The organism is Cupriavidus oxalaticus (genome assembly GCF_038900635.1).
Classification (GTDB): domain Bacteria; phylum Pseudomonadota; class Gammaproteobacteria; order Burkholderiales; family Burkholderiaceae; genus Cupriavidus; species Cupriavidus oxalaticus_B.
The window spans coordinates 97,250-118,589 of sequence record NZ_JAYMRX010000018.1 but is presented as its reverse complement, the minus strand read 5'-3'; the positions used below and the strand labels follow the sequence as shown (position 1 = coordinate 118,589).

Genomic DNA, 21,340 nt, shown 5'->3' with positions numbered 1-21,340 from the left:
TGACCGGCCTGCCGGTCACTGCAAGGAGGGCCCAAACGATGGCGATTCGGTCGCTTGCCTCGCACAGCACGTCACAACTGCGCCGCCTGGTCGGCCAGATGCAGGCGGAAGTCGACGCACTGGAACAACTGTCCACTCCCGATGCCGATGCGCAAAGCCGGCTCGGCTACGCCACCGCGCGGCTGCGCGATGGCATCGAGGCCGTGGAAGACGCGCTGCAGTCGCTGCGCGCGCTGCAACAGGTACGGCCCTCGGCGATGAAGGCCCGGCGGCCGACACGGGCGGCGTAGGACAGCGCGCGCCGCGGGCGTCTGCTTCGGCCCGGCACGGTTGACCGCCGCAGGCGCACCCCGATTGCGTGCCAGTCATGCGGCGCACCGTCATCAAACGATTCAATCGGCTTGAGAAAAGATTGAATTCTGCCCGCCAGTCTGCGCTGCTAGAGTGCCCTTTGCCACCCGGGCCAGAAGCCAGGCCATCGATACGGGCTGGCTATTCCAAGACACAAGCGAGGAGACTTTGATGACGAAACGCGTACTGGTGACCGGCGCCCTGTTGGCTGCCATGTTCGTCGCCGGGCAGGCCGGCGCCCAGCAGCCGCAGGCACAACCTGGACAACCGGCACCGGCACAAGCGGCGCAGCCACAGAAGCCGATGACGGCCCAGGAGATGAAGGCGGCGTTCGCAGAAAAATTCAAGTCAGCCGATACCGACAGCGACGGCAAGCTGACCCGCCAGGAAGCCGAAGCCGGCATGCCCGAGGTAGCGAAGAACTTCGACAAGATCGACCGCAAGAAGACCGGCTATGTCACGCAGAAGCAGGTGGGCTCTTATGCTGTCGCCAAGGCCAAGCAGCGCAAGACGGCTCAGGACCCCAGCTCGCTGAACTGAAGACGGCCGACCCCGGTTCCTTGAGGGAACACCCAAAAGCAAAAACGCACGGCATCTCGCGATGCCGTGCGTTTTTTGCTGGAAATTCTGGTGGACCGAAGGAGGATCGAACTCCCGACCTCTGCATTGCGAACGCAGCGCTCTCCCAGCTGAGCTATCGGCCCGTCGCGGACGATTGTAGCCTACTTCGGCAGCGGCCTTCAATCCTCCCCGGCTGGCATGAGGATGCCGCACAACATCAGGCAGCAATGCCCGGGTTGCCGTTCATCCCGCGCACTCTGGGTTCGTTCAGCGGCCGCGCCGTGACCTCCTTGGTGCTGCGCAGCCACTGCGCCATCACGTCCCAGACCGGTGCCCCGCCGGCTTCCCGCGCTTCTTCTGCCACCGGCGCCCAGCCCGCCACCTTGTAGGTCTTGCCCGCCTCCAGCGGCTTGCCCGCGAGGCGCATGTCGGTGATGCGCTTGCCCATGCCGGCGGTGGGATCGATGGTGTACTGCAGGCCGCCGACGCGCACCATGTCGCCGCCCTGCTGGTAGTACGGGTCGGGGTTGAACAGGTTGTCGGCCACGTCTTCGAGAATGGTCTTGATGGTCTCGCCGCTCATCGCCGTCACGGTCGTGTACGGGTAGGTGATGGCAGTCTGGTCCATCAGGTGTTCCATGGTGATGGCCTGGCCCGGCAGCAGCGTGGTGCCCCAGCGGAAACCCGGCGAGAACGCGATCTGCGCGCCCTGCACCTGCATCAGGCCGTCGAGGATCAGCTGGTCGAAGGTGCCGTTGAAATTGCCGCGGCGGTACAGCAGGCCGCGGTTGACGGCGAGGACTTCGCCGAGCTTCTGTTCGTACGGTGCGCGAACCTTCCTGATGAGCGCCTCCATGGCCGGGTCGGCCGGCAGGTAATTGGCGAACACCGGCAGCAGCCGGTAGCGGAAATCGGCGACCTTGCCGCCTTTCACGTCGAAATCCAGCACGCCGAGGAACTTGCCGTTGGAGCCGGCATTGGTCACCAGCGTGGTGCCGCCGGCGTTCTTCACCGCCACCGGCGCGGGCACGCCGTCATGGGTGTGGCCGCCGAGGATGGCGTCTAGCCCGCGCACGCGCGAGGCCAGCTTCAGGTCGACGTCCATGCCGTTGTGCGACAGCAGCACCACCGCCTGCGCGCCCTTGCCGCGCGCCGCGTCGATGACCTGCTGCAGGTTTTCTTCCTGGATGCCGAAGGTCCAGTCCGGCACGAAATAGCGCGGATTGGCAATCGGCGTGTACGGGAAGGCCTGGCCGATGATGGCCACCGGCACACCGTTGATCTCGCGGATCACGTACGGATCGAAGACCGGGTCGCCGAAATCGTTGGTCTTGATGTTCTGCGCCAGGAAGGCGACCTTGCCCTTGAAATCCTTGTCGACGATTTCCCTGACGCGGTCCGCGCCGAGCGTCATTTCCCAGTGCGGCGTCATCACGTCGACGCCGAGCGCCAGCGCCGCATCGACCATGTCCTGCCCCTTGGTCCAGAGCGCCGTGGCCGAGCCCTGCCAGGTATCGCCGCCGTCGAGCAGCAGCGCGCCCGGCCGGCCCGCCTTGAGCCGCTTGACCAGCGTGGCGAGGTGCGCAAACCCGCCGACCTTGCCGTAGCGGCGCGCGGCCTCGTTGAAATCGAGGTAGGTGAAGGCATGCGCCTGCGGCGTGCCGGCGCGGATGCCGTAGTGGCGCAGCAGCGCCTCGCCGACCAGGTGCGGTGGCTTGCCGGCGTAGTCGCCGATGCCGAGGTTGACGCTGGGTTCGCGGAAATGCACCGGCCGCAGCTGCGCGTGGCAGTCGGTGAAATGCAGCAGGTGGACGTTGCCGAAGCGCGGCAGGTCGTACATCGACTCGGCGGCCTGCGCGGCGTGCGCATCCTGGTGGGAGAAAGTCATGCCGCCGGCGCCGGCGATGGCCAGCACCTGCAGGAACTCGCGTCGGTTCATGTCTCGTCCTGTGGATAAGTGCGTGCCGGTGGGCGCGTGGCGTCCGGCATCGCATCGCTATGGCTTTGCGTAACGCTCCAGCGCGGCCACGTCGTCTTCGAGCATCTCGCCCACTTCTTTCTGCACCACGCGCCCGCGCGCGTCGATCACGTACAGCTCGGGCAGGCCCTTGCGCTTGCCGAATACGGCCTGGAGCGCGGCGGAATCCATCGTCGCGGGGAAGGTGTAGCCGCGCTTCTTCATGTAGTCGATGGCCTCGCGCGGGTCCTTGTCGATGCTGATGGCCAGCACCTGCAGCGGCGTGTCGCGCGTGCGCTCATACAGCTTCTGCAGGCGCGGGTTCTGCATCGCGCAGAACGGGCACCACGTGGCCCAGTACTCGACTACCAGCGGCTTGCCGGCCAGCGCGGCGGCGCGCAGCGTGCGGCCGTCGAGCGTCTGCACGTCGGGCAGGCGCACGGTGTCGCCCACTTCGAGCGCCGCTGCACTCCCAACGGCGCCGGCCAGGCCGGCGGCCAGCAGCCAGCGCAGCAGGACGGCACGCGCGCCCGCAAGCATGGGGCTTACTGGTTGACCGGCGAGGCCGGGTCGAGCAGCAGCGCCATCACGTCGCGGATCTGGGCCTCGGTCAGGATGCCCTTGTGGCCGAAGCGCGGCATGTTGGAGCAGGCGGAATAGGCGTTCGAATCCCAGATCTTGCCCCAGGTGTACCTGATGACTTCCTGCGAGTTGCCGCGCAGCTTGCCGTACTGGTACAGCGACGGGCCGATATTGCCGAACGAGATCTCGGCCTTGGTCATCTGGTGGCAGGCGTAGCAGTTGCCGCCGTTGGTGCCGCCGACCTGGTCGGTGAACTGCATGCCGCGGCCGTTCTGGGCGACCTTCTCGCCTTCCTTCCAGTCGCCGAGCCAGTTGCTGTCGGCGGGATATTTCACCTGCTTGAGCTCGGCGGCCTCGATCTTCTTCGCCAGCTTGTCCGGCACCTTGCTGCGGTCCGGGTACTGGCTGCAGGCCTGCTGCATGGTGTCCTGGTTCAGCACGCCTTCCACGGTGGCCGGGCCCCTGGACGAAAACGAGTCCTCGATCAGGTGCTTCATGTCGGCGCTGCTGACGGCGGCGGGCTTGCCCTTGGCGGGGAGGGCCTTGGCGTTGTCCTGCGCGTGCGCGCCGGTTGCCAGCAGGGTGGCCAGCGCCGCGATGGCGAGTGCCTTGTATTGTCGTTGCATGTTGTCTCTCCCGTACTGGTCAGCGCTTCATCGCCGGGCCGTCGTAGGTGCCGCCGTTGGCGTTCTTCGCCAGGAACATGGTCAGCGCGGTGATCACGTCCGAGCCGTAGGCGGGTTCGGGAAAGCGTTGCTGGCGCAGGCAGTCGTACAGGCGGTGCTGCATCGAGCGAACCTCGCCCTGCGACACGCGATACGCCGGCCACGTGGTGTAGGCAGCCTGCGCGCCCTTGTCGGTCAGCAGGTTGGGCAGGTCCTGCAGGCGGATACGCTGGCCGTCGACCGCGTGGCAGGTGGCGCACGCAAAGTCATAGGCCCCGCCGCGGTAGAAGAACATCTTCTGGCCGAGGGCGTAGGTGCGCTTCTCTTCCGGATGGTTGAGCTGCACGTTCATCTTCACGCCGCGCGATTCGCCCGTCAGGTAGGCAACCAGGCGTTCGATGTCGGACGGCTTGCCCGAGGCCGAGAACGGGTTCTTCGTCGCCTCTTCCTTGCTCAGACCCTGCAGCGTCACGCGGCACCAGGCCAGGCGCTGCTCCAGGTCCATCACCTTGTTGGCGTCCTTGAAGTAGCGCGGCAGCTCGGCGTAGGCGCCCTTGGTCACGCCCGGGCCCTTGCCCAGGTCGCATTGCTCGAGCGAGACGTTCCTGGGGCCGGCCGGCTTCTTCCACAGCTCTTCGCCGGCGGCCTCCCACAACTCGGCGGGATTGCCTTCGGCCAGCATCTGGCGGTACTTGGCGATTTCGTCGGCGGTGCTGCCCTGCGCATGCACGGCGGCGGCGCCCGCGGCCGCCGCGGTGGCGGCCAGGGCCAGCGCAGCGCGCCGGGCCAGGCTTCGGATCGGTTTCATGGGGCTTCTCCTCGCGGCCGCGCCTTTCGGGACGGGCCGTTTCTTCTCTTGTGTTGCCGTCAGGCCGCGCCAGCCCGGCTCAGGGCTTGATATAGGCGTAGCCTTCCTCGGCCTGCAGGCGGGCGATCTCGACCACGCCGGCCTGTACTACTTTTGCTTCCATCAACAGCTGCGATTCGGTAATCCTGCGCGCGGTCAGCGTATTGCGGCACACGCGGAACTCCACGCCTTCTGCGGCCAGCGCGCCCACCGGGCTTTCGAAACTGTTGCCGCGCGCATCCTTGGCGCCTTCGACCAGGAAATCGATACCGTAGCCGAACGCGACCACCACGATCTTGGTGCCGGGGGCGCCATTCAGGTGGTTGCGCAGGTTGCCCATCGCGCGCACCGCCTGGTCGATGCCTTCCGACAGCTGGTACACCACCTTCACGCGCCCGCCCTTGCCGGCACCGGCCGGCGCCGACTGGCCGGACTGTGCAGAGGCCCTGGCCGCCAGGCCGATGGCGGCCAGGGCCGCCGATGCTCGAATAAATGCTCGCCGCATAATGCTCCTTCCGGCCGGGTTCGTCCCGGCATTCCGCCCCGAACCTTAGCAGAGGACGGCGCGGCGTGCCGGCACATGTCGGGCAACGGCCGGGATCGCGCGGCCTCAGGCGATGGTCGCTTCGTCGGTGCGCTTGTCGCCCTTGTTGTCGACCCAGGTCACGGCAACCTTGTCGCCCTTGGCTCCGCCCTTGAACTTGAAGTTCAGGAACGGGTCCTTGGACACCGCCGGCCCGAACTGGGCGCGGAACACTTCCTTGCCCTTGCACTGGGCGGTCACGGTCTGGATATGCCAGGCCGGGATGACCTTGCCGGACGCATCCTTGCGCTGGCCGGTCTCCATGTCGTGCTTCATCAGGATCTTTACATCAACCACGCCGCCGTTCTCGGTGGCGCGTACGCGCATCGGGTCTGCCATGTGTTTCTCCGGTTGCAGTTGGCGGAAATCTCGGTAACGGGGGTGAGGGCGTGCCGGCGTCAGCCGCCGCAGCCGCCCAGCGTGACCTTGATTTCCTTCGATGCCACGTACCACTTGCCGCCGGCCTTGACCGCGGCGTGCACCACCGAGGTCTGGCCCATCTTCACGCGCGTGGAGACGAACGGTTCGGTGCCGGCCGGGATGATGAAGTCGGCGGCCAGGGTATTGGGGTTCTTTTCCACCAGGATCGCGATCTGCTCGGTATCCGGGATGGTGCTGGTCACAGCCACCGGCACCACGGCGCCATTCTCGGCGATGTCGGGGGCGTTGAAGGTGATGGCGGTGCTTTTCTCGGTGCCGCTGCCGCCGAGCGCCTTGATCACGTCGGCAACGCTCTTGCCGTCAAAGGCGGTCTTGTTCCATTCGGCCGCCTGCGCTTCGCTGATCAGGCCGGTGGCGGCCATCAGCGACAGGACGGCGGTGACCCGCAGCACTTCTCGTCGTTTCGAATTCATGTTTTTGCTCTCCGGCTACTCCGTCCCAATCGGTTTGCGTGACCGCTTTGGCGGTACTCGTTGGTGTGTCCGTGCTTGTGCCCTGCCTGTACTGCGTGTGTCCTGCTCGCGGCCGGTACATTGCCGGCCGCTGGATCTGTCCAGGTCGGGTTCGGCTTGCGCCGTCCGGCCCGTTGCATCGGTGGACTGCCCCTGGGGGCGGTCAGGCCTTACTTGGCGGGCGCGCCTGCGAGCACCCACTCGACCACGGTCTTCAGGTCGGCGTCGCTGATGGCGGCGTTGGCCGGCATCGGCACCGGGCCCCAGACGCCCGAACCACCGCTCTTGACCTTCTTGCTCAGGGTCGCGAGGGCGTTCTTGTCGCCCTTGTACTTGGTGGCGACTTCCTTGTAGGAAGGACCGACCAGCTTCTTGTCGACCTGGTGGCAACCCATGCAGGCGTTCTTGTTGGCGATCTCCTGTGCCTTGGCGGCATCGACCGCGTGAGCCGATGCGGCGGCGCCCAGCATCAGCGCTGCGATGACAAACTGCTTCATTGTTAAGCTCTCCAAGCTCTGTAAAGCCGTGGGGACGGCAAAGGCCGCGCGGCAAGTACTGCAAGCTGCTTCGCGGCATACACCGGCCGCCGCCTCGGGGGCACTGCGGCGGCCAGCCCGCTATTTTGCCTCAAGAATCCACCCCACCATGGCATGGACGTCCGAATCGGGGATCTGCGGCTGCGGCGGCATCGGCACGCTGCCCCAGGCACCCTGCCCGCCTGCCTTGACCTTTCTGGCCAGCGCGGCGTGCGCGTCCTGGCCCTTGTACTTGCCGGCGATATCCGCGAACGACGGGCCGACCAGCTTCCTGTCCATCGCATGGCAGGCCACGCACTGGTACTGGCTGGCCAGCCTGGCGCCGGCCGGCGCGGGCGCTGAAGCGTCGGATGCGGCACCTGCAGGCGCTGCCGCGCTTGCTGTCACGCCGCGTACCGGGCCAAAGGCGCGCTGCTGCTGCGCCAGGTCGCCGTGCGCGCCGCGGGCATGGTCAGGCATCGCCGAGGCGATCGAAACCTGCCCGGAGCAGTCCTTCATGCACGCGGTATTGCGCGTGTCCGGGCGGCCGCGGCCGGGCCACAGGCCGTGGTCGGTGGTCATGCCGTCGCGGTTGGGCATGCGCCGCTGCACGGCCGCGATATTGGCGTCGGACAGCGTGAAGTCGGCCGGCACGATCTCGCCCAGGTTCAGCAGGTAGGCGGTGACGGCATAGACCTCGTCTGCGGACAGGCTCTTGGGTGCGTTCCACGGCATGGCGCGGTGGATGTAGTCCCACAGCGTGCTGACCGTGCTGACCTTCATCAGCGTGGTGCGATACGGCTGGTTGCCGGTCATGGCGGCGACCCGGCCGCGCCTGATGTCCTCGGCCGTGGTGCCGCCTACGAGCGGCGTGAAGACCTCGTTGGACTCGCCGAAATCGCCGTGGCAGGATGCGCACTTTCCGTCCCACACCTGCTGCCCTTGCGCGACGGTGCCGCTGCCTTTGGGCAGGCCCTTGAAATCCGGGCGCACGTCGATATCCCAGGCGGCCACTTCGGCCGGGGTGGCGATGCGGCCAACTGCCGCACGGGCGTCGGCGGCGTTGTCGGCGGAGGCGGCGGCGGCGGCCCAGGATGGCGCCACGCAGGCGGCGGCCAGCGCCAGCGTGGCGGCGCAGCGTTCAGCCCACGTGGACATTGGACACCTCCCCGCCCGCCGCCACCTGCCAGCTCTGGATCGCGTTGTTGTGATAGATCGAGCGCGTGCCGCGCACGGCGCGCAACTGGGCCATCTTCGGCTGCACGTAGCCGGTCTCGTCGATGGCGCGGCTCTGCAGGATCGCGGGACTGCCGTCCCAGACCCAGTCCAGGTTGAAGCGCGTCAGGCACTTGGACAGCACCGGCGATTCCAGCCGCGCGGTGCGCCAGTTGCGGCCGCCGTCGGCCGAGACATCGACCCGCGTAATGCGCCCGCGCCCCGACCATGCCAGCCCGCTGATGTTGTAGAACCCCTTGCCCACCAGCTGCTGGCCGCCCGACGGCGTGGTGATGACCGACTTGCACTCCTGGATCGAGGTGTACTGGCGCAGCTTGCCGTCCGGCATCATGTCCACGTAGTGGAGGGTTTCGTCCTTGGCGTTCCACGGCTGGTCGCCCAGTTCCAGCCGGCGCAGCCACTTGACCCACGACACACCCTGCACGCCCGGCACGACCAGCCGCAGAGGGTAGCCGTTCTCGGGGCGCAGCATCTCGCCGTTCATGCCCCAGGCGACGATGATCTCGTCGGCCAGCTCCATCGGGATGGTGCGGGTCATCGACGAGCCGTCGCCGCCCTCGGCCAGCAGGTAGCGGCCGCGGCGCAGATCGGCTCCGGCGTCGTCCAGCAGCACGCGCAGCGGCACGCCGGTAAACTCGCAGCACGACAGCATGCCGTGTGTGTACTGCACCGTCGGCACGGCGACGTTGCCCCACTCCATGCCGGTGTTGGCGCCGCATTCGATGAAATGCATGCGCGACACCGCCGGCAGGCGCATCAGGTCGTCCATGGTGTAGACGCGCGGCGCGCGCACCAGGCCGTTGATCATCAGGCGGTGGCGGGCCGGGTCGATATCGTGCCAGCCCTGGTGGTGGCGCTCGAAATGCAGGCCGTTGGGCGTGATGATGCCGAAGAAGCCCTGCAGCGGCGCGAACGCGACCGACGCCGCCGCCACGCGCGTCAGGCCCGGCGACTCGCGGCGGATCAGGTTTTTCTCATGGACCGAAGGCTGGCCATAGGGCCGGGCCGCGACCGGCTGGCCGAGCGAAGTGGCCCAGGGCTGGGGCTCCAGGATGGCGGCATCGCCGTCCGCCGCCAGCGCGCGCCGGCCGGCGGTGGCGGCGGCGATGCCTGCCGCGGCGCCCAGGAAGCTCTTGCGCAGGAAGTCCCGGCGCGGCGCGTCCAGGCCGTGCCGGCCGATGTCCTGCTGCAGCGATGCGCTGACGAAGTGCTCGGGCGCGGGCACGATGCGCCCGGGCCGGTTCCGTTCCTGCAATGCCGTCTCCTCCGGCAGCTTGCGTCCGTGGGGCCGCGCCGCCTGTTATTCGAGCCGCCGCGCGCTCGCGCGACAGCGATCGATGGTCCGGAAGAGCCGGATCGCGCTCAGCCTGCCGCCCGGCGCCTGCGCGCGGGCGCCGGCTCGGGCTGCGCCATGAAGCGGTCGACCGCGCCGGAGGGCAAGGCGTTGTCCTCCAGCCGGCTGGCCACCTGCACGCACACGGTGCGGCACAGCTCGATCACGCTTTCGTCCGCGATCGCGTAGAACACCAGGTTGGCTTCCTTGCGGCGCGACAGCACGCCCGAGCGGTACATCGCGTTGAGATGCCGCGACACGTTGGTCTGCGACGAACCCACCGTCTCGACCACCGTGCTGACCGGCTTCTCGCCATCGCACAAGGCGTGCAGGATCTTCAGCCGCGTTGGCTCCGCCAGCAGGCTGAAGTAGCCCGACACCTTCTCGAATACGCGATCCAGCTCTTCCATGCCGTTCAATATATTCGTATATGCGTGAATGCGCATATAGTGTTTACCCAATGATGCAGAACAGCATCATTGTGCCCGGCATGGCTGCGCGGCACCAATCATGGTTTGCCAGCGGTGGCGCGCGGCGATGGCTTCGTGATGGCCTCGGGATGCCCCGTGGTGGCCTATCGGCGCAGCAGCACCCTGCCCGCCCACAGGCGCTGGCCGAATACATTGAGCAGCAGCCCCGCCATGACCACGGCCGCGCCGGTCCATTGCGCCGGCGACAGGTCTTCGCCCAGCAGCACATGCGCCGACACCAGCCCCACCACCGGCACCAGCAGCGTCAGCGGCGCCACCTGGCTGGCGGGATAGCGCGTCAGCAACCGGCCCCACATGGTGTAGCCGAACACGGTGGCGGCAAAGGCCAGGTACGCCACGGCGAACACGCCCGCGGTCGACACATGCGCGACGCTTTGCACGATGCGCGCCGGACCCTCCACCCACAGCGACAGCAGCGCAAACGGCACGATCGGCACCAGCGCGCCCCAGATCACCAGGCCCAGCAGGTCGACCGGCCCGATCTTCTTGCTGACGATATTGCCGCTGGCCCAGCACAACGCCGCGCACAGCGTCAGCACGAAGCCGGCCACGCTCATGCCGCCGGCGCTGGCGGCGGCCCCCGAGCCGATCAGCGCCAGCCCGGCCGCGGCCACCGCCATGCCGGCGATGTTGTGCCAGCGCACCGGCTCGCCCAGCCACAGCGCGGCGATCGCCAGCGTGAAGAACGCCTGCGACTGCAGCACCAGCGACGCCAGCCCGGCCGGCATGCCGACCGCCATCGCGTAGAACAGGAAGGCAAACTGGCCCAGGCTGATGGTCACGCCGTACGCCAGCAGCAGGCGCCACGGCACGCGCGGGCGCGGCACGAAGAAGATGGCGGGGAATGCCACCAGCAGGAAGCGCAGCGCACCGAGCAGCATCGGCGGCACGCCCGCCAGCCCTACCTTGATGACGACGAAGTTGACACCCCAGACGCAGACGATGGCGAGGGCGAGGAGACGGTCTCTGGCTTGCATGGCGGGGGCGGCCGGGGTGGCGGATGGGGTTGCGACGGGGGTGCGACGGGGGTGCGATCTAACTCCCAGCCTACCAGCCGCCCCGCACGGGGCATTGCACGTTCTTGCGGTTTTGTTATGGGGCGCCCTGATAACCCCCCGAGTTGCCAGTGCCCTATGCCCTATCCCAGCATCTCCGACCAGATGCTCCTGGCCCACGACAGCGCGTACACGCCTTCCAGCGTATTGGGCGCCTCCGACAGCCCGCCCGAGCCCGGCACGGTCAGCATGGTCCTCTGCGCGGCATCGTAGCGGTGCACGCTTGCCACATGCACCGCCTCGCGGTCCGAGGTGAAGCTGTAGCAGGTGTTGTTATAGAGAGGCTGCGGGTCCGGCGCCCGGCCCGACAGCAGCGCCACGATCGCCGCGGCCGCCACCTTGCCATGCTGGTTGGCCATATGCCCGGACTTGGGCATCAGCGGCGCGATCTGGATGGCGTCGCCGATCACATGGATGTTGGGCGCCGCGCGCGATTCGAACGTGACGAAATCGACATCGCACCACCTGGCATTGGCCGTGGCCAGCCCTGTCGCCACCGCGATCGCGCCCGCGCGCTGCGGCGGCAGCACGTTGAGCACGTCCGCGCGCACATCGTCCTGCACCTCGAACTTGAGGGTGCGCGTGGCCGGGTCGACATCGACTGTGTCGTACTGCGGCCGGTATTCGACCATGCCGGCGTACTGCCCGGTCCATACCTTGCGGAACAAGCCGGCCTTGGAGGTGATGTCCGGGTTGGCGTCCAGGATCAGCACCTTGCTGCGCGGCTTGTGCTGCTTGAAATAGTGCGCCACCTGGCAGGCACGCTCGTACGGACCGGGCGGGCAGCGGTACGGCGCCGTGGGGACAGTGATGGCGTAGGTGCCGCCGTCGGGCATCGCCTCCAGCTGGCGGCGCAGCGCCAGGGTCTGCGCGCCGGCTTTCCAGGCGTGCAGCACCTGGTCGCCGCCGGGCCGCTTCAGGCCGGGCAGCGCATCGCTCATCAGCTCGATGCCGGGCGACAGCAGCAGGCGATCGTAGGACAGCGTGCCGCCGCCGGCCAGCCGCACCGTGCGCTTGCCGGGATCGATGGCGGCGGCGCTGTCGCGCACCAGCTTGACGCCGTGGCGCCGCACCAGCTGGTCGTACGACAGCGTGATGTCGGCCATCTGCCGGCTCCCGCCGATCACCAGGTTGGACAGCGGGCAGGAAATGAACGCAGGATTGGGTTCGACCAGCGTGACCTCGATGGCGTTGCCGCTCCACTCGCGCAGGTAGCGCGCGGCGGTGGCACCGCCGTAGCCGCCGCCGACCACCACCACTTTGGCCGGCGCCGCGGCCCGCGCCGCGCGCATGCCGATCGAGCCCAGCACCGCGGCGCCGGCGGCGCCCAGGAAATGTCGTCGTTGCATTGTGCTCTCCCCCTCAACGCACGTCGGCGAACCACGCCGCGATCGCGGCGAGCTGCTCGTCGGTGTAGCCCTTGGCGATCTGGTGCATCACCGTGGCCGGGCGGGCCCCGGAACGGAACGCCTGCATCTGCGCCATCAGTTCCACCTGCTGGCGTCCTGCCAGCGACGGGATGGTGCTGCCTTCAGGCGGGCGGCCAGACGGGCCGTGGCAACTGGTGCAGGCTGCGGCATGGACCCGCACGTACTGGGCAGCAGAGGCAGCAGAGGCAGCAGAGGCGGCGGGGGCAGCGGGTGCTGCGGCAGGTGCCGCCGGGAGGGCGGAGGCCGCAAGGTCGGCCGACAGCGCGGCCTGGGCGCCGCACAGCGCCGAGGCCAGCAATGCCAGCCGCACGTACACAGCGGGCCGGGGGATGGTTGTCATGGTCTCGCTCCGTGTAGGGTGCGGGGCGCCGGCAGCGGCAAGAATCCGGCGGGCGTGGCAACCGTATCACATCGGAAGCGGACGGTGTGCGGTGAAAACCGCAGAAAGAAAAACGGCGCCCGCATGTGCGGACGCCGTGGCGCAGCGGCGAGCCAGCCCGCTCAGGGCAGGCTTCGGCCCGGAGGCAGGGCAACCGGCGAGGCAGCCGGCGAGTTCACCGGGCTGGTAGTCGCCTGGCTGGGCGTGCTGGCCGGCGCATCGACCGGACCGCCCACGCCCGGCACCGACTGCACCGGCGCCGGCGTGCCGACGTTGCCGTCGACCGACGGGTTCTGCGAGGTCGAGGCCGTATCCAGGCGCGCGCGCTCGGCGTCATTGACGTAGTCGAACGCCTTGACCACCTTGGTCACGCCCGAGGCATTGCGCGCCACGTCGGTGGCGCGGTCGCCTTCCTGCTGCGTCACTACGCCGAGCAGGTAGACCACGCTTTTCTCGGTGGTGATCTTGATCGAGTTCGACGGCACGCCATCCGCGGTCATCAGCAGCGTCTTGACCTTGCTGGTCAGGTACGCGTCCTGGCTCTGCGTCATGAAGCCGGGCGAATTGACCACCTCGAGCTCGTTGATCACCACGCGCGCATTCTGCAGGCCGCGCACGTACTGCTCGATCTGCTGCTTGACGCTGTCATTGCTGGCCTCGCCGGTAAGCAGCACCTTGCGGTTGAATACCGTGACGTTGACGCGGGCCTGGCCGCTGAAGCGCGAGTTGATGGTGCTTTCCGCTTCCAGCTGCAGGCCGCGGTCAACGGTCTGGGTGGCGGTCGGGCGCCGGTCGGTGGCCATGGCCACGCCGGTGCCCATGGCGCCGGCGATCACGGGGAAGCAGCCGGCCAGCTGGGTGGCGGAAACCAGCACCGCAGCCGCGGTCAGCGTGGCGCGAAAGATGCGGCCCGCGCCGGCGGCGCTGGTCCGGGTTTCAGGCGTAGTGAGCAGGTTGGTCATGCGGTCCTTGCTGTGGCTGGATGTTGGAAAGGGGGCGGAATTAAGGAAGCGGACGGGCGGGCTCAGGCTTCCCCGAGCAATGCCTCGTCAATGCCGTCGCACAGGCAGTGCAGCGTCAGCAGGTGCACTTCCTGGATGCGCGCGGTGCGCTCGCTCGGCACGCACAGATGGATATCGAATTCGTCGAGCAGGCCGCCGACGACGCCGCCGCCCTTGCCGGTCAGCGCAATCACGGCCATCTCGCGCTGGCGCGTCGCCTCGATCGCGGCAATCACATTGGCGGAGTTGCCCGATGTGGAAATCGCCAGCAGGATGTCGCCGGGCACGCCCAGGGCTTCGACCTGCTTGGAAAACACCTTGCTGAAGTCATAGTCGTTGCCGATCGCGGTCAGGATCGAGCTGTCGGTGGTCAGCGCGATTGCCGCCAGGCCCGGGCGCTCGCGCTCGAAGCGCCCCACCAGCTCGGCGGCGAAATGCTGCGCGTCGGCCGCCGAGCCGCCGTTGCCGCACGCCAGGATCTTGTTGCCGCTGGTGAGCGCGCCCACCATGCGTTCCACGGCGGCGTCGATATAGGGGGCCATTACCGCCGCGGCCTGTTGCTTGGTCTCGGCGCTGTCTAGGAATTGTTGCTGGATACTCTCGATACTCATGGCTCTGTGGCCTTTCATTGGCAGTTGCACGCTCGGTCGCGCGCCAGCGCGCATTATGAACCAGCCTCGGCGGCGTCCAGGTCAAACGCGTGCTGCAGCCAGTCCAGACGCCCCGGCTCCAGCGCCACCACGTCGAAGCGGCACGGCGGCAGCTGCGCCAGCGTGGCGAGGTAGTGAGCGGCGGCCAGCAGCACGCGGCGCTGCTTGGCCGGCGTGACGCTGGCCGCGGCGCCGCCGAAACTGCGTCCGCTGCGCTGACGCACCTCCACGAACACCAGCGTGCCGTCCGGCGCGCGCATCACAAGGTCGATCTCGCCGCCTTTGCAGCGATAATTGCGGACCACGGGCTGCAGGCCCTGGCGCCGCAGGTGCGCCAGCGCCCGGTCCTCCGCCCGCATCCCGCGCGCCTGTGCGCTGCCGGGCTGCGTGGTGGATTTGAATGATGGCATCGACGGAAGTTCTCAATGAGTGACTGGATCTCGCTGGCGGCCAGCCAGTCGTACCCGGGCGGCACGCTGTATGTCGTGGCCACGCCCATCGGCAATGTCGCGGACCTGTCGCTGCGGGCGCTGCATGTGCTCGGCCTGGCCGACGCGGTGGCCTGCGAAGACACCCGCAATACCGCCCAGCTGCTGTCGCGCGTGGGCCTGCAGCGGCCGCTGGTGGCCGTGCACGAGCACAACGAGCGCGAGGCCGCGGGCCGCATCGCCGCGCGGCTGGCCGCTGGCGAGCGCATCGCCTATGTCTCGGACGCCGGCACGCCGGGCATTTCGGATCCGGGCGCGAGGCTGGTCGAGGCGGTGCGCGCCGCCGGCCACCCGGTGGTGCCGCTGCCCGGCCCGAGCGCGGCGGTGGCCGCGCTGTCGGTGGCGGGCGACATGCTCGATACCGGCGAAGGCCGCTTCACCTTTGCCGGCTTCCTGCCGAGCAAGCCCAAGGCGCGCGGCGAGGCCATCGCCCGGCTCGCCGCGCTGGACCACGCCTGGGTCTGCTACGAGGCGCCGCACCGCATTGCCGATACGCTGGCCGCGCTTGCGGCCGGCCTGCCGGGCGAGCGCCGGCTGCTGATCGGGCGCGAGCTGACCAAGCTGTTCGAGGACATCGCGGTGGTGACCGCGGCGCAGGCACCGGCATGGCTGGCGGCCGACCCGAACCGCGTCAAGGGTGAATTCGTGCTGGTGGTGGAAGGCGCCGGCGGCGACGCGGCCGCGGACGGTGCGCCCGATGCCGAGGCGCAGCGCGTGCTCGGGCTGTTGCTGGCGGAACTGCCGGCCAAGCGCGCCGCCAAGCTGGCGGCCGCGATCACGGGGGCCAGCACCAGCGCGCTCTACCAGCTGGCGCTGGCGCAGCGTTCCGGCGAGAGCGGGGACTGAAATTGCCCCTGAAGCCGCCAGGGCGACGACGCCGAGCCGGTGCGGGGAAAGTAACGGAGAGGTGTCAGCGCGCGGTGGCATGCATCGGGCGCTGCCGGTCTCAGCGGCGCTTGCGCTTGACCGTCTTGCCGCTGGCCTTGGCTGCCTTGCGCGCCTTGGCGGGCGCCAGCGAGTTGGCGAGTTCGGGCACGGAGACATCGTCGTCACCACTGCCATCGCCGGCCTCGGTGCCGCCGGCATCCATCTGCGGGCCCAGCGCCGCGACTTCGGTGCGCGTCAGCCGGCGGATCTCGACGTTGGTGGCGCCGCGTTCGATGAAGCCAAGCCGGCGGGCGGCGCCCATGGACACGTCCAGCACACGGTTGCCGTGGTACGGACCGCGGTCGTTGATGCGCAGCACCGCGACCTTGTTGTTGCGAAGGTTGCGCACCAGGACCCAGCTGTCGAGCGGCAGCGAAGGATGTGCGGCGGTCATCGCGCGCATGTCGAAGCGCTCGCCGTTGGCGGTCTTGCGGCCATGGAAGCCCTTGCCGTACCACGAAGCGACGCCGCGCTGCTCGAACGTGCCGATGTCCGCTCGCAGCCCGTCAAGCGAGCTGCCGCGGCCATCGTCCGGGTCGTAGCCGAACAGGTTCCAGCTGCCGCCTTCCGACGATGCGCGGGCGCTCTTGCCCGCGTCGTTGCGGGCGGACCTGCCTGCGTTCTTCGCGGCGCGCGTGGGCACCGCGTTCGACGTATCGGCGACGTCCGCATCGTCGCCCCCGGGGGGCGTGGCACAAGCGGCCAGCACCAGGGCGCATGCAGAGCATGCCCCGAGCTTGGCCAGCCGTTGCCAGCGCGTGGTGAGGGCGGTGAAATTGATCATGGGCGCGAGTCTAGCATCCACTAATGATGACTATCTCTTTCATTTTGTTACGAAATCTGTTCGATCTCGCACGAACGAGGGCGATCTCGCCCGCGATCGTCGGTGTGACAAGGGATTGCGGGCGATCCGGCGATTTTGTAACGAAGAGGCGCAAGAGGCATATATGGATATGCGCCGCAACAATTTTCCGCCCGGCGCTACAATGCAAAGCATGAATGCCGGGTGGTTTTTCGACACCGTCCCCGCGCGTACGGCGCCTGTTGCCAATGCCGTATCGATCACAAAAATCCACCGATGAAAGTCCTCCTTATCCCAGTCACGCCCTTCCAGCAGAACTGTTCGTTGCTGATCGACGAAAGCACCGGCACAGCCGCCGTCTGCGACCCGGGCGGCGACCTCGAGCGCATCCGCGAAGCGGTCCGGGAGCAAGGGGTCACGCTGCAGAAGATCTTCCTGACGCACGGTCACGTCGACCACTGCGCCGGTGCCGCGGCGCTGGCGCGGGAATTCGGCATTCCCATCGAAGGGCCGCAGCAGGATGAGCGCTTCTGGATCGAGCAACTGCCCGAACAGACGCGGCGCTTCGGCTTTGGCCATGCGGAGAGCTTTGAGCCTGACCGCTGGCTTGAAAACGGCGACACCGTGCAGTTCGGCAATGAAACGCTGGAGGTCTACCACTGCCCGGGCCACACGCCCGGTCACGTGGTGTTCTTCTCGCGCGCCAACCAGCTCGCGGTGGTGGGCGACGTGCTGTTCGCCGGCTCGATCGGCCGTACCGATTTCCCGCGCGGCAACCATGCCGACCTGATCCGCTCGATCCGCACGCGGCTGTGGCCGCTGGGCGAGGACGTGACCTTCATTCCCGGCCACGGCCCGGTTTCGACCTTCGGCGAGGAGCGCCGCAACAATCCCTTCGTGGCCGACCACCTGATCGACGCGGGCTGACGCCATGGCCAAGCGACAGCTGCCCGACACCCGGCCGGAAATCTACGTCAGCACCGACGTCGAGGCCGACGGCCCGATCCCGGGTCCGCATTCGATGCTGTCGTTCGCGTCCGCGGCCATGCTGGCGGACAAGACTGTGGTCAGCACGTTTTCGGCGAATCTGGAGACGCTCCCAGGCGCCGCCGGTCACCCCGTGCAGATGCAGTGGTGGCAAACCCAGCCCGAGGCCTGGAGCGCCTGCCGGCGCGACCTGCAGCGCCCGCAAGACGCGATGGTGCGCTACGTGGAGTGGGTCGAGAGCCTGCCGGGCAAGCCGGTCTTCGTGGCGTTCCCGGCCGGCTTCGATTTCACCTGGATGTTCTGGTACATGATGCGCTTTGCCGGCCGCTCGCCCTTTGGCTGGGCCGCGCTGGACATCAAGACGCTTGGCTTTGCCCTGACGGGGCGCCCCTACCGCAAGACCGTGAAAGCGGCGTTCCCGGCGGAATGGCTGGATCCGCTGCCTCACACCCATGTGGCGCTTGACGATGCCCTGGAACAGGGCGCGCTGTTCTGCAACATGCTGGCAACGCTGCGCGAGCGGGAAGCGGCGCTGGCAAGCCTGGCGCCAGCCGAGGCTCCTGGCGCAAGCGAGCCCTCACAATCTGAGCCGGAACCCTGATCCACTGCTGCGGCGCAGCGTGAGCCACGGCACGCCCCTTGCAGGCCGCGCGCTCGCATCCGGCGCCAGCCCGCCTATAGTAGAAGTGGATGTGGCGCACCGGGCGAAACGAGCCAACTGACTATTCGGCGCACTTGCGCAAACCCGCCATCATCCGCCTGACCGATGTTGCCCGGAGCCGCGCGGCGCCCCGCCGAGGAGGTGTCGATCATGCGTTTTCCTACCGACCTGCACTTGAAGGACATCGCCGGCCGGATTCACTGGCCGCATGCGTCGCACGCGAAGGGCACCACGCCCGTCACCCATCACCACACCTCGGATGAAGACGCCGAAGTCGCCAAGGCCACGCTGTACGTCAGCACGGTGACGCTGGTGGTACTGCTGGTCGTGCTCGCGGCCATTGCTTTCGGTCAGGAGGCCATGCACTGGCTGGGTGTTCATTAAGACGACCCGCCTGAAGCTGTTTGTCTCGCAGACCGGCCGGCCCCCACGGTTCGTGGGGGCCGGTTTTATTCAGGCGTCCGGTTCAGGCCAGCAGCGGCACCACGTTCTCGGGCGGGCGGCCGATGGCGGCGCGGCGGTTGCGGACGACCACGGGGCGCTGCAGCAGGATCGGGTTGTCGGCCACGGCGGCCAGCAGTTCGGCATCGGTCAGGCCGGGGTCGGCCAGGCCCAGTTCCGCGTACGGCGCCTCGTTGTCGCGAATCATCTCGCGCACCGGCACGCCCAGCATCGTGTTGAGCTGGCGCAGCGTCGCCACGGACGGCGGGTTCTTCAGGTACTCGACGATTTCCACCGGCTCGCCCAGGCGCCCGGCGGCTTCCTCGACCATGGCAAGCGTCTCGCGCGACTTGGAGCAGCGGGGGTTGTGGTAGATCGTGATCATGGCAGGTGGTCCTTTCTTGTTGATGTCGCCCCACGCTGGGGCGTGGCACTAATGCGGTGCAAATCCAACGGCACTATATACAACGCATCGGGCTGCGGGCAGGTACAAGGGAGCAAGTGCCGGGCACGCATCCTGCGTTGCCCCAGGTCCATGCATCCAGCCACTGGCCCGCGTTCCCGATGACCTCCGCCACCGCATCCCTCCGACCCGTTGCCGATCGCAAGCCGTTCACGCTGCGCGACGCCACCGCCTCTGATGTTCCGGCAATCCACGCCATCTATGTGCACCATGTCCTGCACGGCCGCGCTTCCTTCGAGGAAATGCCGCCGACCGTCGACGACATGCAGCTGCGCTTCGCCGAGGTGCGCCGCAAGAACCTGCCCTACCTGATCGCCGAGCGCGATGGCGCCGTGCTGGGCTACGCCTATGCATCGGCCTACCGCACCCGCAGCGCCTATCGCTTCGCCATCGAGGACTCGATCTATATCGACCACCGCTGCGTTGGCGAGGGTCTGGGCCAGGCGCTGCTCGCCGAATTAGTGGCGCGTTGCGAAACCGGGCCGTGGCGCCAGATGGTCGCGGTGATCGCCTGTACTGCCAGCGGCGAAGGCGCCGGCTCGCTGGCCGTGCATGAGCGGCTGGGCTTTCGCACCGTGGGCCGGCTGGAAGCGGTCGGCTTCAAGCATGGGCAGTGGATCGATACGGTGTTGATGCAGCGGATGCTGGGGGCGGGGGCGGATACGCTGCCGGAATAGGCGGAAGGGCCAAAAAAAAACGCCACGACTCTAGCCGTGGCGTTTCTGTCGCCGATCCGTCACCGGCGCGGAGATTCCCGTCCGCTTACTTCATCAGATCCGACAACGCCAGTGCCACCACCTTGGTCGCACGGTTCAGGTCGTTCAGGCGCAGGTTCTCGTCCGAGTTATGGCCGCGCGCTTCCATCAGCGTGCGCGGGCCGGCACCGTACAGCACGGTCGGGATGCCGCGCTTGGTGTAGTGGCGGGCGTCGGTGTAGAGCGGCACGCCCTGCACCGGGATTTCCACGCCGAACACCGACTCGGCACGGCTCTTCAGCGCGCCGATCAGCTTTTCCACGCCCGGCAGTTCCGACAGCGGCTCGGCCAGGATGATGCGCTCGACCTTCACTTCGATGCCCGGGCGGTCCTTGGCGGCCTTCTCGACCACGGCGCGGATCTCGCCTTCGGCGTCGAAGCCGATTTCCTCGGGGATCATGCGGCGGTCGACGCGGAAGGTCACCAGATCCGGCACCACGTTGGTGTTGATGCCGCCCTTGATCAGGCCGACGTTCAGCGTCGCGGTGTCGATGCCCGGCACCTTCGACTTGCGCGTGGCCAGCTCGGCGCGCAGGCCGTAGATCGCCTGCAGGATGTGGGTGGCGGCCTCGATCGCGTCGACGCCGGTGTGCGGCATGGCGGCGTGGCCCTGCTTGCCCTTGACCGTCACTTCGACGTGCAGGCAGCCGTTGTGCGACGAGGTGATGCCGTACGAGAAGCCGGCCGAGATGGCGTAGTCGGCCTTGCTCAGGTTGTTGTCGAGCAGGAACTTGGGACCGATGTCGCCGCCGGTTTCCTCGTCATAGGTGAACTGCAGCTCGACCGCGCCGTTGATCTTCGCGCCCTGCTTCTCGGCTTCCATCAGCGCCAGCACGGCGTAGGTGTAGGTGGCGAAGTCCGACTTGGACACCGCCACGCCGCGGCCGTATATGACCGGGCCATGTTCGCTGTCGGCAATCTCGCCGCCGTACGGGTCCTTGGTCCAGCCCAGGCCCGGGGGCACCACGTCGCCGTGGGCGTTCATGGCGATGGTCGGGCCACCCGTGCCGAACTGCTTGCGCACGATCAGGTTGGTGGCGCTGATCATGCCGGCGGCCTTCACCTGCGCGTCGGGCACCTTGTGCGCCTCCACCGTGAAGCCCAGGCCCTCCAGCAGTTCCTTGGCGCGCTTGCCGTGGGCATCGCAATCGCCGGCCGGGTTGTCCGAAGGCACCTTGACCAGCTCGGCCAGGAAGGCTTCCTGCTGCGGGCGGTGCTGGTCGATGAACTGCGTCAGCGTGGTTTCGATGGGGTTCATATTGTCTCGTGCGGTCATGACTTGTTCTC

Annotated in this window: 28 protein-coding genes and 1 tRNA gene; 8 read left to right on the top strand and 21 right to left on the bottom strand. The window is 68.0% G+C overall.

The features are described from left to right. The first annotated feature begins 38 nt into the window (after positions 1–38). Positions 39–290 carry a hypothetical protein gene (locus VSR71_RS24705; RefSeq protein WP_063240934.1) on the top strand — a complete coding sequence of 84 codons (252 nt, stop codon included), beginning with the start codon at positions 39–41 and terminating at the stop codon, positions 288–290. A gap of 232 nt (positions 291–522) precedes the next feature. Then, positions 523–891 carry a calcium-binding protein gene (locus VSR71_RS24700; RefSeq protein ID WP_342916417.1) on the top strand — a complete coding sequence of 123 codons (369 nt, stop codon included), beginning with the start codon at positions 523–525 and terminating at the stop codon, positions 889–891. 88 nt (positions 892–979) lie between these two features. Here the strand turns inward: VSR71_RS24700 and VSR71_RS24695 are convergent. The 18 genes from VSR71_RS24695 to VSR71_RS24610 all read right to left on the bottom strand — a co-directional run bounded on the left by VSR71_RS24695 (position 980) and on the right by VSR71_RS24610 (position 14,939). Then, positions 980–1,055 (bottom strand) — tRNA-Ala (locus VSR71_RS24695). A gap of 74 nt (positions 1,056–1,129) precedes the next feature. Continuing rightward, a complete protein-coding gene (gene soxB / locus VSR71_RS24690) occupies positions 1,130–2,851 on the bottom strand; it encodes a thiosulfohydrolase SoxB (RefSeq protein ID WP_342916416.1) in 1,722 nt (573 codons plus the stop codon). Between the two features lie 57 nt (positions 2,852–2,908). After that, positions 2,909–3,409 carry a TlpA disulfide reductase family protein gene (locus VSR71_RS24685; protein ID WP_342916415.1) on the bottom strand — a complete coding sequence of 167 codons (501 nt, stop codon included), beginning with the start codon at positions 3,407–3,409 and terminating at the stop codon, positions 2,909–2,911. A gap of 5 nt (positions 3,410–3,414) precedes the next feature. Beyond that, positions 3,415–4,077, bottom strand: a complete 663-nt coding sequence (gene soxX / locus VSR71_RS24680) for a sulfur oxidation c-type cytochrome SoxX (protein ID WP_342916414.1) — start codon at positions 4,075–4,077, stop codon at positions 3,415–3,417. 19 nt (positions 4,078–4,096) lie between these two features. Then, the gene (gene soxA, locus VSR71_RS24675) at positions 4,097–4,924 is read right to left on the bottom strand and encodes a sulfur oxidation c-type cytochrome SoxA (RefSeq protein WP_342916413.1); all 828 of its coding nucleotides are present in this window, start codon (positions 4,922–4,924) and stop codon (positions 4,097–4,099) included. Positions 4,925–5,003: 79 nt separating this feature from the next. Further along, positions 5,004–5,468, bottom strand: coding sequence for a DsrE family protein (locus tag VSR71_RS24670; RefSeq protein ID WP_342916412.1), 465 nt, complete (start codon positions 5,466–5,468; stop codon positions 5,004–5,006). Positions 5,469–5,573: 105 nt separating this feature from the next. Further along, positions 5,574–5,885, bottom strand: a complete 312-nt coding sequence (gene soxZ, locus VSR71_RS24665) for a thiosulfate oxidation carrier complex protein SoxZ (protein ID WP_209761369.1) — start codon at positions 5,883–5,885, stop codon at positions 5,574–5,576. A 59-nt stretch (positions 5,886–5,944) separates the two neighbouring features. Next, the gene (gene soxY / locus VSR71_RS24660) at positions 5,945–6,400 is read right to left on the bottom strand and encodes a thiosulfate oxidation carrier protein SoxY (protein ID WP_063240926.1); all 456 of its coding nucleotides are present in this window, start codon (positions 6,398–6,400) and stop codon (positions 5,945–5,947) included. Between the two features lie 209 nt (positions 6,401–6,609). Further along, a complete protein-coding gene (locus VSR71_RS24655) occupies positions 6,610–6,936 on the bottom strand; it encodes a c-type cytochrome (RefSeq protein ID WP_035826540.1) in 327 nt (108 codons plus the stop codon). Positions 6,937–7,056: 120 nt separating this feature from the next. Then, positions 7,057–8,112, bottom strand: coding sequence for a c-type cytochrome (locus tag VSR71_RS24650; RefSeq protein WP_342916411.1), 1,056 nt, complete (start codon positions 8,110–8,112; stop codon positions 7,057–7,059). After that, complete coding sequence (gene soxC / locus VSR71_RS24645) at positions 8,096–9,445, bottom strand: sulfite dehydrogenase (RefSeq protein ID WP_342916410.1); 1,350 nt, start codon at positions 9,443–9,445, stop codon at positions 8,096–8,098. The genes VSR71_RS24650 and soxC overlap by 17 nt, the downstream gene beginning before the upstream one ends. Before the next feature lie 107 nt (positions 9,446–9,552). Then, entirely contained in the window at positions 9,553–9,969 is a 417-nt protein-coding gene (locus tag VSR71_RS24640) for a metalloregulator ArsR/SmtB family transcription factor (RefSeq protein ID WP_342916409.1), read from the bottom strand. Positions 9,970–10,097: 128 nt separating this feature from the next. Further along, positions 10,098–10,991, bottom strand: a complete 894-nt coding sequence (locus tag VSR71_RS24635) for an EamA family transporter (protein ID WP_342916408.1) — start codon at positions 10,989–10,991, stop codon at positions 10,098–10,100. Between the two features lie 161 nt (positions 10,992–11,152). Further along, positions 11,153–12,418 (bottom strand): NAD(P)/FAD-dependent oxidoreductase, encoded by a 1,266-nt coding sequence (locus VSR71_RS24630; protein WP_342916407.1) that lies wholly within the window; start codon positions 12,416–12,418, stop codon positions 11,153–11,155. Positions 12,419–12,431: 13 nt separating this feature from the next. After that, positions 12,432–12,839: a c-type cytochrome gene (locus VSR71_RS24625; protein ID WP_342916406.1), complete on the bottom strand. Its 408-nt coding sequence runs from the start codon at positions 12,837–12,839 to the stop codon at positions 12,432–12,434. A gap of 161 nt (positions 12,840–13,000) precedes the next feature. Then, positions 13,001–13,840, bottom strand: a complete 840-nt coding sequence (locus tag VSR71_RS24620; protein ID WP_342916405.1) for a BON domain-containing protein — start codon at positions 13,838–13,840, stop codon at positions 13,001–13,003. A gap of 62 nt (positions 13,841–13,902) precedes the next feature. Next, positions 13,903–14,490: a phosphoheptose isomerase gene (locus VSR71_RS24615; RefSeq protein ID WP_342916404.1), complete on the bottom strand. Its 588-nt coding sequence runs from the start codon at positions 14,488–14,490 to the stop codon at positions 13,903–13,905. A 53-nt stretch (positions 14,491–14,543) separates the two neighbouring features. Next, positions 14,544–14,939, bottom strand: a complete 396-nt coding sequence (locus VSR71_RS24610; protein ID WP_342916403.1) for a YraN family protein — start codon at positions 14,937–14,939, stop codon at positions 14,544–14,546. A 15-nt stretch (positions 14,940–14,954) separates the two neighbouring features. Here VSR71_RS24610 and rsmI point away from each other — a divergent pair, with 15 nt between their 5' ends. Further along, positions 14,955–15,863 (top strand): 16S rRNA (cytidine(1402)-2'-O)-methyltransferase, encoded by a 909-nt coding sequence (rsmI, locus tag VSR71_RS24605; RefSeq protein WP_342916402.1) that lies wholly within the window; start codon positions 14,955–14,957, stop codon positions 15,861–15,863. Between the two features lie 100 nt (positions 15,864–15,963). Here the strand turns inward: rsmI and VSR71_RS24600 are convergent, their stop codons facing one another. Further along, positions 15,964–16,728 (bottom strand): septal ring lytic transglycosylase RlpA family protein, encoded by a 765-nt coding sequence (locus tag VSR71_RS24600; protein WP_342916401.1) that lies wholly within the window; start codon positions 16,726–16,728, stop codon positions 15,964–15,966. Here VSR71_RS24600 and VSR71_RS24595 point away from each other — a divergent pair. The 4 genes from VSR71_RS24595 (at position 16,715) to VSR71_RS24580 (ending at position 18,778) form a co-directional block, all read left to right on the top strand. Then, positions 16,715–17,026 carry a hypothetical protein gene (locus VSR71_RS24595; RefSeq protein ID WP_342916400.1) on the top strand — a complete coding sequence of 104 codons (312 nt, stop codon included), beginning with the start codon at positions 16,715–16,717 and terminating at the stop codon, positions 17,024–17,026. The genes VSR71_RS24600 and VSR71_RS24595 overlap by 14 nt on opposite strands. Next, positions 17,023–17,673, top strand: a complete 651-nt coding sequence (locus VSR71_RS24590) for an MBL fold metallo-hydrolase (protein WP_342916399.1) — start codon at positions 17,023–17,025, stop codon at positions 17,671–17,673. The genes VSR71_RS24595 and VSR71_RS24590 overlap by 4 nt, the downstream gene beginning before the upstream one ends. Before the next feature lie 4 nt (positions 17,674–17,677). Then, positions 17,678–18,334, top strand: a complete 657-nt coding sequence (locus VSR71_RS24585; RefSeq protein ID WP_342916398.1) for an exonuclease — start codon at positions 17,678–17,680, stop codon at positions 18,332–18,334. Between the two features lie 210 nt (positions 18,335–18,544). Further along, complete coding sequence (locus VSR71_RS24580) at positions 18,545–18,778, top strand: hypothetical protein (RefSeq protein WP_342916397.1); 234 nt, start codon at positions 18,545–18,547, stop codon at positions 18,776–18,778. A gap of 82 nt (positions 18,779–18,860) precedes the next feature. Here VSR71_RS24580 and arsC read toward each other — a convergent pair whose 3' ends face one another. Further along, the gene (gene arsC, locus VSR71_RS24575; protein WP_209761383.1) at positions 18,861–19,220 is read right to left on the bottom strand and encodes an arsenate reductase (glutaredoxin); all 360 of its coding nucleotides are present in this window, start codon (positions 19,218–19,220) and stop codon (positions 18,861–18,863) included. 179 nt (positions 19,221–19,399) lie between these two features. Here arsC and VSR71_RS24570 point away from each other — a divergent pair, with 179 nt between their 5' ends. Next, on the top strand, positions 19,400–19,975 hold the full coding sequence (locus VSR71_RS24570; protein ID WP_342916396.1) for an N-acetyltransferase family protein: 576 nt from the start codon (positions 19,400–19,402) through the stop codon (positions 19,973–19,975). Between the two features lie 85 nt (positions 19,976–20,060). Here VSR71_RS24570 and VSR71_RS24565 read toward each other — a convergent pair whose 3' ends face one another. Next, on the bottom strand, positions 20,061–21,329 hold the full coding sequence (locus VSR71_RS24565) for a M20/M25/M40 family metallo-hydrolase (RefSeq protein WP_342916395.1): 1,269 nt from the start codon (positions 21,327–21,329) through the stop codon (positions 20,061–20,063). Positions 21,330–21,340 lie beyond the last annotated feature (11 nt).

What these genes read in the sequence shown, in the direction of transcription:
- VSR71_RS24620 (WP_342916405.1), bottom strand. Translation starts at nt 13,840, where the DNA reads ATGACCAACCTGCTCACTACGCCTGAAACCCGGACCAGCGCCGCCGGC.
- VSR71_RS24580 (WP_342916397.1), top strand. Translation starts at nt 18,545, where the DNA reads ATGCGTTTTCCTACCGACCTGCACTTGAAGGACATCGCCGGCCGGATT.
- VSR71_RS24600 (WP_342916401.1), bottom strand. Translation starts at nt 16,728, where the DNA reads ATGATCAATTTCACCGCCCTCACCACGCGCTGGCAACGGCTGGCCAAG.
- VSR71_RS24610 (WP_342916403.1), bottom strand. Translation starts at nt 14,939, where the DNA reads ATGCCATCATTCAAATCCACCACGCAGCCCGGCAGCGCACAGGCGCGC.
- rsmI (WP_342916402.1), top strand. Translation starts at nt 14,955, where the DNA reads ATGAGTGACTGGATCTCGCTGGCGGCCAGCCAGTCGTACCCGGGCGGC.
- VSR71_RS24650 (WP_342916411.1), bottom strand. Translation starts at nt 8,112, where the DNA reads ATGTCCACGTGGGCTGAACGCTGCGCCGCCACGCTGGCGCTGGCCGCC.
- VSR71_RS24585 (WP_342916398.1), top strand. Translation starts at nt 17,678, where the DNA reads ATGGCCAAGCGACAGCTGCCCGACACCCGGCCGGAAATCTACGTCAGC.
- VSR71_RS24630 (WP_342916407.1), bottom strand. Translation starts at nt 12,418, where the DNA reads ATGCAACGACGACATTTCCTGGGCGCCGCCGGCGCCGCGGTGCTGGGC.
- VSR71_RS24640 (WP_342916409.1), bottom strand. Translation starts at nt 9,969, where the DNA reads ATGCGCATTCACGCATATACGAATATATTGAACGGCATGGAAGAGCTG.
- VSR71_RS24705 (WP_063240934.1), top strand. Translation starts at nt 39, where the DNA reads ATGGCGATTCGGTCGCTTGCCTCGCACAGCACGTCACAACTGCGCCGC.
- VSR71_RS24625 (WP_342916406.1), bottom strand. Translation starts at nt 12,839, where the DNA reads ATGACAACCATCCCCCGGCCCGCTGTGTACGTGCGGCTGGCATTGCTG.
- soxX (WP_342916414.1), bottom strand. Translation starts at nt 4,077, where the DNA reads ATGCAACGACAATACAAGGCACTCGCCATCGCGGCGCTGGCCACCCTG.
- soxA (WP_342916413.1), bottom strand. Translation starts at nt 4,924, where the DNA reads ATGAAACCGATCCGAAGCCTGGCCCGGCGCGCTGCGCTGGCCCTGGCC.
- VSR71_RS24635 (WP_342916408.1), bottom strand. Translation starts at nt 10,991, where the DNA reads ATGCAAGCCAGAGACCGTCTCCTCGCCCTCGCCATCGTCTGCGTCTGG.
- VSR71_RS24670 (WP_342916412.1), bottom strand. Translation starts at nt 5,468, where the DNA reads ATGCGGCGAGCATTTATTCGAGCATCGGCGGCCCTGGCCGCCATCGGC.
- VSR71_RS24685 (WP_342916415.1), bottom strand. Translation starts at nt 3,409, where the DNA reads ATGCTTGCGGGCGCGCGTGCCGTCCTGCTGCGCTGGCTGCTGGCCGCC.
- soxY (WP_063240926.1), bottom strand. Translation starts at nt 6,400, where the DNA reads ATGAATTCGAAACGACGAGAAGTGCTGCGGGTCACCGCCGTCCTGTCG.
- VSR71_RS24570 (WP_342916396.1), top strand. Translation starts at nt 19,400, where the DNA reads ATGACCTCCGCCACCGCATCCCTCCGACCCGTTGCCGATCGCAAGCCG.
- VSR71_RS24700 (WP_342916417.1), top strand. Translation starts at nt 523, where the DNA reads ATGACGAAACGCGTACTGGTGACCGGCGCCCTGTTGGCTGCCATGTTC.
- VSR71_RS24615 (WP_342916404.1), bottom strand. Translation starts at nt 14,490, where the DNA reads ATGAGTATCGAGAGTATCCAGCAACAATTCCTAGACAGCGCCGAGACC.
- soxB (WP_342916416.1), bottom strand. Translation starts at nt 2,851, where the DNA reads ATGAACCGACGCGAGTTCCTGCAGGTGCTGGCCATCGCCGGCGCCGGC.
- arsC (WP_209761383.1), bottom strand. Translation starts at nt 19,220, where the DNA reads ATGATCACGATCTACCACAACCCCCGCTGCTCCAAGTCGCGCGAGACG.
- VSR71_RS24590 (WP_342916399.1), top strand. Translation starts at nt 17,023, where the DNA reads ATGAAAGTCCTCCTTATCCCAGTCACGCCCTTCCAGCAGAACTGTTCG.
- VSR71_RS24565 (WP_342916395.1), bottom strand. Translation starts at nt 21,329, where the DNA reads ATGACCGCACGAGACAATATGAACCCCATCGAAACCACGCTGACGCAG.
- VSR71_RS24655 (WP_035826540.1), bottom strand. Translation starts at nt 6,936, where the DNA reads ATGAAGCAGTTTGTCATCGCAGCGCTGATGCTGGGCGCCGCCGCATCG.
- soxZ (WP_209761369.1), bottom strand. Translation starts at nt 5,885, where the DNA reads ATGGCAGACCCGATGCGCGTACGCGCCACCGAGAACGGCGGCGTGGTT.